Genomic DNA, 13,300 nt, shown 5'->3' with positions numbered 1-13,300 from the left:
CGCCGCCATCCGCGGGTAAAAAGAGTTGATCATTGGGCATCCGGCGAAGTTGTGGCGATTTTGTTTCCGTTTCCTTAAACGACAGGAAATCGCGCGGAGAATCGCGAATACATACCGGATAGACTTTGGGGTAAGAGGAGTGCACGGATGAAACAGCAAGACGACCACAAGGAACATGCCGCCCGCAACCGGAGCTCATTCACCTTGCGCCTGAACATTTTCTTCGGCGCGACGTTTCTATTATTCAGCATTTTGATCGTGCGGCTCGCGATCCTGCAGTTCGTCGACGGTCCGACGCTGCAGGCGCAGTTCGACAAGAACAGCACACGGAAGGTTCAGATCCCGCCGATCCGCGGCAACATCTTGGATTCGCAGGGCACGCCGCTCGCCTACTCCACGTCGACGCAGTCGCTGTACTTCACGATTCCGTCGAAGTTCAAGAAGGCGGACGCCGACAAGCTGGCCCAGCGCCTGCTCGACGTGTTCACGAAGTACGGGAAGCCGGAGCAAGCCATCTCGCTCGCCGAGATCAAGAAGCGGATGGACATGGACCATATCCAGAACACGTACTCGGTGCCGCGCCGGATCAAGCTCGGACTGTCCGAGACCGAGATCGCCTACTTCGCCGAGAACCGCGAGGCGTATCCCGGCATCGACGTCGTCGAAGAGAGCGTCCGCAACTACGACAAGGACGACGTGGCGGTCCAGCTGATCGGTTATTTGAAGAAATACCGTGGCGTGCGGGAGACGATGACCAAGTACAAGGACATCGATGAAAATAACGACAGCCAGCAGCGGTACCTGGATGACGAGGACGTCGGCGTCGACGGGCTCGAGTACATGTACCAGGACAAGCTGCGCGGCAAAAACGGCATCAAGACATATCCGGTCAACGCGCAGAACACGATCGTCGGCCCGCCGACGGTCACCGTGCCGGTCAAGGGCGACAACCTGTACCTGACGATCGACAAACGGGTGCAAATGCTGACGCAGCAGGCGATCATGGACCATCTGGATTTCATGAAGCACGCGACGACGGGCTCGTGGCGGGACGGCGCGGACGCGACGACGGGCTACGCGGTCGCGATGGAAGTGAAGACCGGCAAAATCACCGCGATGGCGAGCATGCCGGACTACGATCCGAACGTCTGGGCCGGCGGCTCCATCAGCACGGAGGATCTGAAGGCTATCCAGTATTTCCAGGCGAACGGCACGATCCGCCAGGCCTATCCGCCGTACGAAGACGAGAAGGAACGCAACCGCCATCCGTCGTCGATGGTGCCGCTCGGCTCGACGCAGAAGCCGCTGTCGGTCCTGCTCGGCTTGAACGAAGGCCTGATCACGACGCGCACGCTCTATCAGGATACGGGCGTGTTCTATTTCGGCAAAGCGGGCTACCAGGTCGCGATCCACGATTCGCAGGGCCACGCGTACGGCACGATCGATCCCGCCGACGCGATCGCGCACTCGTCCAATACATTCATGGCGTCCGAGATCGGCAACAAGCTGTACCAGAAGTACAAAGGCGCTAAAGGCGTGGACGTGTGGGACAGCTACATGAAGCAGTTCGGCCTCGGCGTGACCACGCAGAGCGGCCTGCCGGGCGAAAGCAAAGGCGTTATCGATTACTACCACGAGTCCGAAAACGCGAGTCCGCAGTCCGCGCTGATCCGGGCGTCGTTCGGGCAGCAAGCTAAATACACGACGCTGCAGCTCGCGCAGTACGCCGCCATGCTCGGCAACCGCGGGAAGCGGCTGCAGCCGCAGTTCGTCGACAAGATCGTCGACCAGGACGGCAAAGTCGTGCAAGGCTTCACGCCGAAGGTGCTGAACACCGTGACGTTCCCGAAAGCCTATTGGGACGAAATCGACGACGGCATGAGCCGCGTATCCGTGCAGGGCTTCGAAGGCTTCAAGTACGACTTCCTCCGGAAGACGGGGACGTCCGAGCAGGACGTCGGCGACCGGAAGAAGGTCGAAAACTCCGTGTTCATCGCGCTCGCCCCGGCCAAGGATCCCGTCCTCGCCGTGGCGGTCGTCGTGCCGGACGGCGGCTTCGGCGCCTACGGCGCCGCGCCGATCGCACGCAAAATTTTCGACGCGTACGACGAATACGTCGGTCTCGACGGTACGCCGCATCCGAAGACGACGGACGCGAACGGGACGGCTGATGGCAAGGGCACGACGGGTACGACGTCCGGCGGGCACTAAGCGACAGTATGAAAACAGGAAAAGACCTTGAGGCTTGCGGGCCTCAAGGTCTTTTCTGCGCCGTTCGGCACGGAGGGAGCGTGAGGCGGACAAGCGGTTACTCCGCGCCTCCGGCCTCCACGACATACCGCACGCTCCACGCGTTCGGCCGCTCGGTGCGGACGCCGAGCCCGAGCAGCTCCGCGAGCCGCACGATCGGCACATGCGTCCGGCCCCCGGCGAGCCGCGCGGGATACGGCAGCTCGGCGGGACGGCCGTCGGCCACGGCCTCCGCGCGGTCCAGGGTCAGCTCGACGCGCTTCCCTCCGCGCGCCACGACGAGCGTCTTCGCGGCCTGATTCCAGTCGAACGTCGCGCCGAGCGCGGCCGCCGCTTCCTTCGCGGGCACGAGCATTTCCCCGTCGCCGGGCACGATGCGGCTCGTGAACGCGTCTTGGCCCGGCGCCGCCGCCATCGCCGCGAGTCCCTCGCCCGCGTCCGAGCCTGCGACTACGGCGACGCTCGCGCTCACGGGATCGCCCGCCGGGGTCAGCGCCAGCGTGCGCACCTGCTCCGCGAGCTCGGCGGAGAACGACTGCGCGTTCGCCGCCGTCATGCGGAAGCGCGGATCGTCCTTGCCGATCGCCGCGGCGATCGCCGAATTGACGGCTTGGCTGTGATGCGAGATGTCCTTGTAGAGATCGAGGTCGTACGTCCACTCGCCGGCCGTCCGGAAATCGTACACCCGGGCGTTCGGCAGCGCGTCAAACCGCTGGAACATCCAGACCGCCATGTCCAGCTGGTTCCGGTAGCGCGTCTCGTTCGTCTGCGCCCAGACCGCTTCGCGCAGCACGCTGTATGGCGGATAGTAGAACGTGAACCGCACCTCCGGATGCGCCTGGACGAGCGACAGGACGCGTTCGTCGAAGTTCCGCCGGATGACCTCGAGCGGCTCCTCGTTCAAGCCGAAGTACGTCTCCTCCTGCTGCGCGGACCGGTAATCCTGCAGCACGGCCGCCTTGCCGAAGCGCACACTGCCGTTCCAGTTATAGAGCGTCTCCAGGCTTTGCGGGCCGGAGCCGGTCAGCGTCTTGGCGATCTCCTTGAAGAACGGCCCGTACACGCTGTAATTGAGCAGGTACCGGTAGTCGTTCCAGCGGCTGCCGTCGTAGAGGTAGTCGGGAAACGGGCCGGCCGCTTCCTGATCGCCGTTCTTCAGGGCGAAATAATCGAGCCCCCAGAGCACCTGCTTCACTTTGCCCGTATCGATGGCGAGCTTCGCGATCTTGTACTGTTCGTCCGCCGTGGAGCCCCGGATGGACAGTTTGAGCGCATGCCCGCCGAGCGCCCGGCCGACCTCGGAGGGCAGGAAGTTCTCCGTCATCGACGTGCCGACGATGATCGTGTCGTAGTCGTAATGCAGCGCGAGCCCCGGATTCTGGTACCGCTGCTCCGACGAGAAGAACGGCCGGTAGCCGAACGGCTTGTGATAGAACTGCAGCGGATCGACGAGGTACGTGACGAGCGCGGCGAGCGCCGCGAACAGGACGGCGAGCGCGGCGGTCCGAAGCAGCATCGTCCGGGCCGCCTTCGCCGCGATGCGCGCGCCTGCTTCGGGACGGGGCGCGGAGCGGGGCGCGCCGAGCGGGCGGTCTTGCCTTGCGGGAGCCGGCATGGGCACGGGAGGTCACCGTCCTTCCTGGAAGTTGGCGTTCGTTTAGAAGTTGAAATACAGGAATGCGCTGATGCGGTTGAAGTAGAGCAGCGAGCAGACCAGCAGCGCCGCCGCGGCGACGGACGTGCGCCAGGTCGGGCGGAAGGTATCGGCGAGGCGCGACGAATTGTTGCCCAGCAGCACGATCGGCAGGAAGAGCGCGATCAAGAGCAGCGACGGGGCGAGCGTCTTGATGTCCGCGAGCGAGACGCCCTGCAGGCCGGCCATCCCCTTCAGGATGCGCGCCGCCTGCCCCCAGCTGTCCGCGCGGAAGAACACCCAGGTCGCGTTGATGAACATGAACGTGACGAACCAAGCGAGCGGACGGGGGAGCGGCCGTCCGAGCTTGCCCCAGCAGCGGTGGACGACCTGCCCGGCGCCGTGCAGCAGCCCCCAGAGGAGGAACGTCCAGCCGGCGCCGTGCCACAGCCCGCCGAGCGCGAACGTGAGGACGAGATTGCGCAGCATGACCGCTTCGCCGCGGCGGTTGCCGCCGAGCGGAATATAGACGTAGTCGCGCAGGAAGCGGCTCAGCGTCATGTGCCAGCGCCGCCAGAAGTCCTGGATGCTGAGCGCCTTGTACGGAGAGTCGAAGTTTTGCGGCAGCTTGATGTTGAAGACGAGCGCGGCGCCGATCGCCATGTCGGTGTAGCCGCTGAAATCGAAATAGAGCTGAAATGTGTAGGAGAGCGAAGCCGTCCAGGCGGCGACGAAATGCGTCGCGTTCGCGAAGCCGTCGTTCGCCGCTGCGGCGAACGTGTCGGCGAGCACCACTTTTTTGAATAGGCCGATGCAGAACAGGTAGACCCCGCGGGCCGCGTTCGGCCACTGCCAGATTTTGTTGCGGAGCCGGTCGAACTGCGGCATCATCTCGCCGTGATGGAGGATCGGCCCGGCGATGAGATGGGGATAGAAGGTGACGAACAGCATGTAGCCGACGAGATTGTATTCGGCCGCTTTGCCCTTGTAGGCGTCGACGAGATAGGCGATCTGGGTGAAGGTGAAGAAGCTGATGCCGAGGGGCAGCAGCAAGCGAAGCAGGGGAAAGGCATGTCCTGTCCAATCAGACAGGGTGCTCAGGAAGAAATCGGCGTACTTGTAGTAACCGAGCAGCAGCAGGTTGCCGGCGATCGCGGCGATTAGAAGCGGCTTGCGGCGCGCGTCGGGCCTCCCGCTTCGCGGCTGCACGAGCCGGCCGAACGCGTAGTTGAAGGCGATGGAGCCGAGTATGAGCGGCAGGTACAGCACGTTCCAGTAGCCGTAGAAGAACAGCGACGCGAGGGTCAGCGAGAGCTTCGCGGCGAAGAGCAGCCGCAGCCGGTTGAGCAGGAAATAGACGGCGACGGTGACGGGCCAGAAGGCGAAGATGAAGGCGTACGTATTGAACAGCATCGACGAGTGCACCCCTTGCGCGATAGTCGAACAGGCAGGCTGATTCCTACTTGTTAGCATAACGCAAATGGCTGGGAAAATGTTGCAAAAGTTGCTCGGCCTGCGGCCGCTTCGCTTCGGCGCGATAAGTGCAGCCCGCCGCGGCTAGCGGCCGCAGCCGCACATGGCGGCCGTCTTCCCGCGGCTCCCAGGCCGATCGCGGTCACTTCGCGTCCACGTCGTACAGCCGTTTCCGGTATTCGCTCGGGGTCTGGCCGGTCCATTTTTTGAACACCTTGCTGAAATATTTCTCGTCCTGGAAGCCGGCCATCTCGGCGATCTGCGTGATCTTGAGATGCGGGCTGGCGAGCAGCGCCTTGGCCCGGTTGATCCGGCAGGACGTGATGTAATCCGAGACGTTCTGGTTCAGCTCCTGCTTGAACTTGCGGGAGATGTATTCGCGGCTCAGGTGAAACTTGTCCGAGATGCTCTGCAGCGTGAGGTCCTCGTGCGCGAACCGCTCGATATGCGCGGCGATGTCGCGGATCGTGCTGCCCTTCCCGCCGCCCGCCTTCAGCCGTTTGGCCGCCGCGAGCGCCTCCTGCGCGAACGATTCCTTCCAGGCGGCGTAGTCGAACTGGCCGCCGGCGTCCGCCGGGATCGTCTCCCGGACCGACTCCTCATACGGGATGGCCGCGTCGGCGGCGGGCGCGCTGCCCTCCCAGATGGCAGCCGCGAGACGGAATTCCTGCCGCCATAGCAGCAGGTTCTCCGGCGTGATCCGCGTCCGCGCGTCGAGCGCGTCGAACCACGGCTGCAGCGCCTTGCGGATGCCGTCGGGGCTGCCGCTCTGCACGGCGAAGCGGACCTTCTCCTCGTAGGCGCCGAAGAACAGCGGCGGCTCGGCGGGCGCCGGCGCGGCTGCGAAGTCGCCGAAGCAGTGGACGTGCTTGCCCCGCTGCAGCAGGTTGCGCTGCAGCAGCATCGTCCGCGCCTGCCGGTACGACGCGGCCAAGCCGTGCGGGAACGGCTCCGCCTGGCCGACGCCGAAGGCGAAGCGGGCTTTGAACGCCTGCTGCAGCGCGTCGTTGTATTCCACGAGCAGGGCGGGGACCTCGTCCAGCCGGTCCCAGAACAGCAGCGCGATCTCCTGCTGCGCACCGGCGCTGTGCCGGAACGCCTGGCCGCAGCCTCGGCCGCCGAGCAGCTCGCTGCCGATGTTGGCGACGGCGAAGGCGAGCAGGTCGCGGCCGTCGGCGCCGAATTTGGCCGCGAGCGCCGGCGCGGAGTCGAGCTCCAGCACGGCGACGCGGATCTCCGCGAACGGCTGTGCGTCGCCGCCGCCGTGCCGCAGCAGCCCGGCGAATTCCTGCGCCGAGCCCGTGCCCTTCAGCAGCGCGCCGAACAGCTGCTCCGCATACAGCGGCTTCAGCTGGTTCAGCTCCATGTCGGCGCCGCGGGTGCGGGTGCGCGCGGATTCCTCGGCGCGCCAGCTCTCGACGGCCCGGGCCACCGCCTGGTTCAGCTGATCGGCGTCGATCGGCTTCAGGATATAGTCCATCCCGCCGTATTTGACGGCCGTGCGGACGTAGTCGAAATTGTCGTGTCCGCTGATGACGATGACCTTGCTCTCGGGCGCGCGTTCGGCCAGCCAGGCCATCAGCTGGTCCCCGCCGAGCACCGGCATCATCATGTCGGTGAACACGAGCGCCGGCCGTTCCCGTTCGGCGAGCTCGATGGCCGTCTGGCCGTTCTCGGCCTCCAGCACCGCGTCGATGCCGTAGTCCTGCCAGTCGACGAGCAGCTTGACCGCTTCGCGGACATGCCGTTCGTCGTCGACGATTAACGCTTTCATGACGGTCGTTCCTCCTGTGCGTTCGGAATGTGCAGCGTAACGGAGAAGCCGTGCGGCACGAGCCGCCGGATGCTGAGCGACGCCCCCGGCCCGGCGAACAGCCGCAGCCGCGACAGGACGTTGCGCAGCCCGATGCCCGCGGCGTCCGATTCCGCCATGTCGTTGTCCTGCGCCAGCGCCGCGTTCAGCTCCGCGAGCCGCTCGTCGGTCAAGCCCGCGCCGTTGTCCGAGACGACGACGGTCAGGTCGCCCGCTTCGCCGAGCGAGCTCGCGATGATGAGCTGGGCCGGCCGCTCCGACGGCGAGAAGCCGTGCTTGAAGAAGTTTTCCACGAGCGGCTGCAGAATCATCTTGGGCATGCGGATGCCGCGCGTCCCTTCGCCGATCATGAGAATGACGTCGAGCGAGGTGTCGAACCGCTCTTGCTGCAGGTCCAGGTACGCTTGGACGTAGTCCAGCTCCTGGCTGAGATCGGCGTCGCCGCCGGACAGGTTCATCTGGTAACGCATCATTTTGCCAAGCGAGGTGACGAGCCGGTACACTTTCTTGTTGCCCTGCTGCAGCGCGACGGTGCCGACGGACTGCAGGGCGTTGTACAGGAAATGCGGATTGACCTGCGCCTGCAGCGCCCGCAGCTGCATCGTCTTGTTGGCGATCTCCATCCGGTATTCCTTCAGGATCAGATTGTTGATCGTCTGCATCATGGAGCGGAACCGCTTGGCGAGCAGGCCGATCTCGTCCTTGCTCTGAATCTCGATCTGCACGTTCAGGTTGCCGGCGTCGATCCGGTTGACGTAGCCGATCAGGGCGAGCAGCGGCTTCGTGAAGCGGATCGAGATGACCAGCGTCGCGAGCACCGCGACCGCGAGAGACGCCGCGCCGACCCATACGTTCAGGCGCGCGGTCCGGTTGGCGGCGGCGTACAGATGGCTGTCCGGCGTCTGCTTGATCAGGTACCAGTCCATGAACGGCGTCTTGACCTGCTGGAAGAAAATCATGCCGTCGAACCCGTCCTTGTCCCACTGGAAATGTCCCTGTCCCGCCGCGGAGCCGGTCACTTCGCGGAACCAGCCGTCGCCGAGCCGTTTACCGACGAAGTCCGGCTTCGACGACAGCACGAGCCGCCCCTCGGCATCGGCGAGGTAGAGCTCCTCGCTGCCGGCGTCGTAGAGCTGGCGGTTCAAGTCATTCAGCACGCTGGTCTTGACGTCGATGGTCAGCTCCGCGAGCTGCTTGTCGCTCGGCGCGAGGAAGATCGGGCGGTGGAGCGAGAACACCGGCTCCTCTTGCACCGGCGATTTGATCGGCAGGCCGTAATTGGTGCTCGGATGCGTCGGCTCGATGTATGTCTTCGGCGCCATCCCGATCGTGCCGGGCTCGTGCCGGCCGACCCGGATGTCGTCGTTCCACAGCAGGTAGCTCGTGTTCTGCGCCGCGACGTACAGCCGGATTTTATAAAACTCCCGCATGCTCTGATAGATGTTGTACAGGTGATCCTTGAGCAGGTTGCGGTTCTCGATGACGTCGCTGATGCCGTTCGGGAACGACTCGTCCTCCAGGTTGTGCTCGAGCAGGTAGTACAGCGAGCGCGGCACGTTCATGGAGTTGTAGACGGCGAGCGACTTCTGGTTGATGTTGTTCATGTAGTTGATGATGTTCGCGCTGCCGAGCGCCAGCAGACGATTGTTCTTCGAGATGGCTTCCTGGGTGATCGACGAGCGCGTCTCGCGGTAGGAGATCGCGATGGACGCGGCGATCGGCACGATGGTAGCGGTCAGGAAGAGCAGCATCATCTTCTTGCGGATCGTGGCGACGCGGAACAGGCTGCGGACGGACAAGGCGCGGGAGCCCCTCCTTTTCGGGCAATTTCGGTAGGTATAACCATACGCCAAACGGAATGTCGAGGTCAATATATTCCACTGTCCAGTTCACGATCTTCCGTCGAAGGGGATGCCGCCCGGCCGCTATACTGGGGTACATGAGCGAAAGAGAGGGGACATCCGCGTGCACACTAGAAGGGGAATCAAAGCAAGCGAGTGGCTGCAGCAGACGGTATTCGTCGGTCCGGGCCTGCTCGTTTTTCTGATGATCGTCGCCGTGCCGTTTTTCATGGGCTTTTATTATACGTTTACGGAGTGGAACGGGCTTGACCTGAACCATGCCAAGTGGACGGGCTTCGCCAACCTGAAGCGCGTCTTCACCGACGACCCGCGGTTCTGGACCGCATTCGGGTTCACGGCCAAGTTCACCGTGGCCGCCGTCGCGATCACGAACGCGCTGGCGCTGGCGCTCGGCCTCCTGCTGACGCGTCCGCTGAAGGGCCGCAGCATCCTGCGGGTCGTCTTCTTCCTGCCGAACGTCATCGGCGGCCTGCTGCTCGGCTACATCTGGTACTTCATCTACACCCGCGGCTTCGCGGCGATCGGCGAGGCGACGGGCTGGCATCTGTTCAACCTGCCGTGGCTCGGCACGCCCGCGACCGCCTTCTGGGGCATCGTCGGCGTCTTCGTCTGGCAGACCGCCGGCTACATGATGATCATCTACATCGCCGCCATCATCGGCGTGCCGAAGGACCTGTCGGAAGCGGCGCGGATCGACGGCGCCTCGGCGTGGCAGACGTTCCGCAGCGTGACGCTTCCGCTGATCATGCCGGCGATCACGATCTGCCTGTTCCTGACGACGTCCAACGCGTTCCGGATGTTCGACCTGAACCTGTCCCTGACCGGCGGCGGTCCTGGCTACGCGTCGGAATCGATCGCGCTGAACATTTACCGCGAGGCGCTGACCAACAGCCGTTACGGCCTCGGCACGGCCAAAGCGATGATTTTCTTCTTCGCCGTCGCGCTCATCACCGTCACCCAGGTATGGGTAACGAAGAAGAAAGAGGTGGAGGCTTAAGATGGAGACCAAACAGAAGTATACGCCGCTGCTGTTCGGCCTTGAGCTGCTCTGCTGCCTGCTTGGCCTCGTCTTCCTGACGCCGTTTTATTTTCTCGTCGTGAACGCCTTCAAGAAGCTGAGCGCCATCCTGCTGAACGCGGCGTCGCTGCCGCAGAGCTGGGGCTTCGGCAATTTCAAGAAGGCATGGACCGCGATCGATTTTCCCGTCGTGTTCATGCATTCCTTCGTCATCACCGCGCTCAGCGTCGGCCTGCTGGTCGTCGTGGCGAGCATGACGGCGTACCGGCTCGTGCGCCGGCCGACGACGTTCAACAAGCTGCTGTTCACGGTGTTCGTCGCGTCGATGATCATTCCGTTCCAATCCGTCATGCTGCCGCTCATGCGCGTCACGTCGCTGCTCGAGCTGCGCGGCCACGTGTACGGCATCGTGCTCTGCTACCTGGGCTTCGGCATCTCGCTCTCCGTCTTCCTGTTCCACGGCTTCATCAAGTCCGTGCCGCTCGAGGTCGAGGAGGCCGCGGTCGTGGACGGCTGCTCGCCGTACGGGCTATACTGGAGAATCGTGTTCCCGCTGCTGAAGCCGATCGCCATCACGGTCGTCATCCTGAACGTGCTCTGGATCTGGAACGACTACCTGCTTCCGGTGCTCGTCATCAACGACGCGTTCACGACGATCCCGCTCGCCGTGCAGAAGTTTTTCGGCCAGTATTTGCGCAAGTGGGACCTGGCGATGGCGTCGCTCACGCTGAGCACGCTGCCGGTCGTTATATTCTTCCTTTTCCTGCAAAAACATATCATCGAAGGCATTACCGCCGGTTCGGTGAAAGGGTAATCCGAGCCGGGTTCGCGGCAACATCAATATTTTACACCGTCCGCCGCATCAACATTTTACACCTCGGCGATCAATTTATTCGGTGTTTCGGGGCGGCGGACGGGCTCTATAATCATCCATGTAACGACAATCCTTTGGGAGGTAACCCATGAAAAAGATTCTTGCGCTTACGTTCGCAACCGCTCTCATCGCGAGCGGCTGTTCAAGCAACAACGGGGGCAACACCAACAACGCAGCGGACGGCGGCACGGCCGATACCGGCAACGCGGCAGCGGGCAACACGGCGGCAGAGACAAACAAGCCGGGCGAAAAGGTCACGATCAAAGTGTTCCAATTCAAGGTCGAAATCTCGAATGCGCTGGCCAAGATGGCGGAAGAATACGAGAAAGAAACCGGCGTGAAGGTCGAGGTCGAAACGCACGGCGGCGGCGAAGACTACAGCGCGCTGCTCAAAGCGGAGCTCGCGGCGGGCGAAGAGCCCGAGATCATCACGTCGTCCGGCTGGTCCGGCCTCGATCCGTATGCGGACCGCGCGGTCGACCTGTCGAACGAGCCGTGGGCGAAGGACCTGGTGGACGCGTCCCGCGCCCAGATCACCCGCGACGGCAAGCTGCTCGGCATGCCGATGAACCTCGAGGCGTACGGCATTACGTACAACAAGGACTTGTTCGCGAAGGCGGGCATCACGGAGCTGCCGCAGACGCTCGACGAGCTCGAAGCCGCCTGCAAAAAGCTGCAGGATGCCGGCATCATCCCGTTCGCGCTGACGAACGAATGGTGGTCGCTCGGCATTCATACGCTGAACATCGCGAACGCGACGCAGGCCGACCCGGCGGCGTTCATCGACGCGGTCAAAGCGGGCACGAAGACGTATAAGGGCGACCAGCACACGAAGGACTGGATCCGACTCGTGGACATCATGTTCGCGAACGGCCAGAAGTCGGCGCTGACGACCGACTACAACACGCAGGTGGCGGAATTCGCAGCCGGCAAGTACGCGATGATCCAGCACGGCAACTGGATCCAAGGCATGGTGGACGAAGTGAACCCGGACCTGAACCTCGGCATGATGCCGGTGCCGACGGCGGACGGCAAGCCGAACGTGTTCACGGGCGTGCCGAGCAACTGGGTCGTGAACAACAAGTCCGCGCACCCGGACGAAGCGAAGGCGTTCCTGAACTGGATGGCGACGTCAGAGTCGGGCAAAAAATTCGTCGCGACCGACTTCAAATTCATCCCGTCGATCACGGGCATCCCGGCCGACCCCGCGGCCATCGGCAAGATCGGCGCCGACTTCGCGGCATTCTCCGAGGCGCACCCGGATCAAGTGAAGGGCTGGCAGTGGGACCGCTTCCCGGACGGCGTAACGCAGCAGTTCGGCGCGGCGATGCAGGATTACATGGGCAAACGGATCAAAGCCGACGAGCTCTTGGACCGTCTGGACAAGTCCGTGGCCGATATCGTGAAGAAGTAAGCAAGTTTGCGCTTGGCGAAGGCGCGGCGGCCTGCAGGTCGCCGCGCTTTTGCTTATTAATGAGAGAAGCTGCTTGACCTGGCCGTTGGCCGGGTTGGGCGGCTTTTTGATTGGAGCGGAGACGGCGACAGTGCCGCGAGGGTAAGCGCTGGCAGTGACGGAAACGGTGAACCGCAGCGGGATGCAACGGCAAGGGAGAAACGGAGGCGGTGAATGGCGGCGGGAGAACGGCAACGGCAGGGAAGAAACGGGGGCGACGAATGGGCGCGGCGGGGAAATGGCATGGGAGAGGCGGCGCGGTGAACGGGCGCGGTGGGGAAGGCAACGGCGAGGGTTAGCAAGTAGGCAGTAAGCGGGCGGCGAGGTTTGGGCAGACCGGCACGGAATGGGCACGGACGCGGCAATCAAGCGTTCGCTTTGCGGAATCGTGGGCCAATGTCTATGCGTGGGTGCCGTGTACCTTCCCTAAGCTACCGGCTGCCACCGTTATCCGGACACAGGAGCCGCTATTGCGCCAACATCGGGAGAAATCGTACTTTCGCGGACACCAGAGCCGCTATTGGCCGGGAAAGCTTCGAAACAGGGGGATTCGAGACCCAATAACGGCTCCTGTGGCCGCGAAATCGCAGAAACAGGCCGAAATCGGAAAATAAGCGCGCTGGTGTCCGCCAAAAGTTGGGTTGGGCAGCATGACGCGTTCCGGGCGGGAGTGCGCGTGTTGGGCAGCGTGAGTGACGCGTTCCGGGCGGCATGTGCGCGTGTTGGGCAGTATGAGTGACGCGTTCCGGGCGGCATGTGCGCGTGTTGGGCAGTATGAGTGACGCGTTCCGGGCAGCCTGTGCGCGTGTTGGGCAGCGTGAGTGACGCGTACTGGGCGGCATGTGCGCGGATTGGACGGCGTGAGAGTTGGGCAGCGTGAGTGACGCGTTCCGCCCCGCGGCGAAACGCTCCGCACACAAAAAG

General features: G+C 63.5%; 8 protein-coding genes. 4 read left to right on the top strand and 4 right to left on the bottom strand.

The features are described 5' to 3' along the window. Positions 1-147: 147 nt before the first annotated feature. A complete protein-coding gene (locus ACFPB1_RS05415) occupies positions 148-2,211 on the top strand; it encodes a peptidoglycan D,D-transpeptidase FtsI family protein (RefSeq protein ID WP_379222719.1) in 2,064 nt (687 codons plus the stop codon). A gap of 97 nt (positions 2,212-2,308) precedes the next feature. Here ACFPB1_RS05415 and ACFPB1_RS05410 read toward each other — a convergent pair whose 3' ends face one another. The 4 genes from ACFPB1_RS05410 to ACFPB1_RS05395 all read right to left on the bottom strand — a co-directional run bounded on the left by ACFPB1_RS05410 (position 2,309) and on the right by ACFPB1_RS05395 (position 8,968). Then, positions 2,309-3,766, bottom strand: coding sequence for a copper amine oxidase N-terminal domain-containing protein (locus ACFPB1_RS05410; protein ID WP_379222717.1), 1,458 nt, complete (start codon positions 3,764-3,766; stop codon positions 2,309-2,311). A 141-nt stretch (positions 3,767-3,907) separates the two neighbouring features. Beyond that, positions 3,908-5,296, bottom strand: a complete 1,389-nt coding sequence (locus ACFPB1_RS05405; RefSeq protein ID WP_379222715.1) for an MBOAT family O-acyltransferase — start codon at positions 5,294-5,296, stop codon at positions 3,908-3,910. Positions 5,297-5,498: 202 nt separating this feature from the next. Next, positions 5,499-7,130, bottom strand: coding sequence for a response regulator (locus ACFPB1_RS05400; protein ID WP_379222712.1), 1,632 nt, complete (start codon positions 7,128-7,130; stop codon positions 5,499-5,501). Then, a complete protein-coding gene (locus ACFPB1_RS05395) occupies positions 7,127-8,968 on the bottom strand; it encodes a sensor histidine kinase (protein WP_379222710.1) in 1,842 nt (613 codons plus the stop codon). The genes ACFPB1_RS05400 and ACFPB1_RS05395 overlap by 4 nt, the downstream gene beginning before the upstream one ends. A gap of 166 nt (positions 8,969-9,134) precedes the next feature. Here ACFPB1_RS05395 and ACFPB1_RS05390 point away from each other — a divergent pair, with 166 nt between their 5' ends. The 3 genes from ACFPB1_RS05390 to ACFPB1_RS05380 all read left to right on the top strand — a co-directional run bounded on the left by ACFPB1_RS05390 (position 9,135) and on the right by ACFPB1_RS05380 (position 12,337). Continuing rightward, positions 9,135-10,028: a carbohydrate ABC transporter permease gene (locus ACFPB1_RS05390; protein ID WP_379222709.1), complete on the top strand. Its 894-nt coding sequence runs from the start codon at positions 9,135-9,137 to the stop codon at positions 10,026-10,028. Position 10,029: 1 nt separating this feature from the next. Then, on the top strand, positions 10,030-10,863 hold the full coding sequence (locus tag ACFPB1_RS05385; protein WP_379222708.1) for a carbohydrate ABC transporter permease: 834 nt from the start codon (positions 10,030-10,032) through the stop codon (positions 10,861-10,863). Between the two features lie 148 nt (positions 10,864-11,011). Next, on the top strand, positions 11,012-12,337 hold the full coding sequence (locus ACFPB1_RS05380; protein WP_379222706.1) for an ABC transporter substrate-binding protein: 1,326 nt from the start codon (positions 11,012-11,014) through the stop codon (positions 12,335-12,337). Positions 12,338-13,300: the final 963 nt, after the last annotated feature.

This window comes from Paenibacillus sp. GCM10023250 (assembly GCF_042653205.1).
GTDB lineage: Bacteria > Bacillota > Bacilli > Paenibacillales > Paenibacillaceae > Paenibacillus_Z.
Note: the sequence above shows the minus strand (reverse complement) of the source record. Positions and strands in the feature narration are given on the sequence as shown.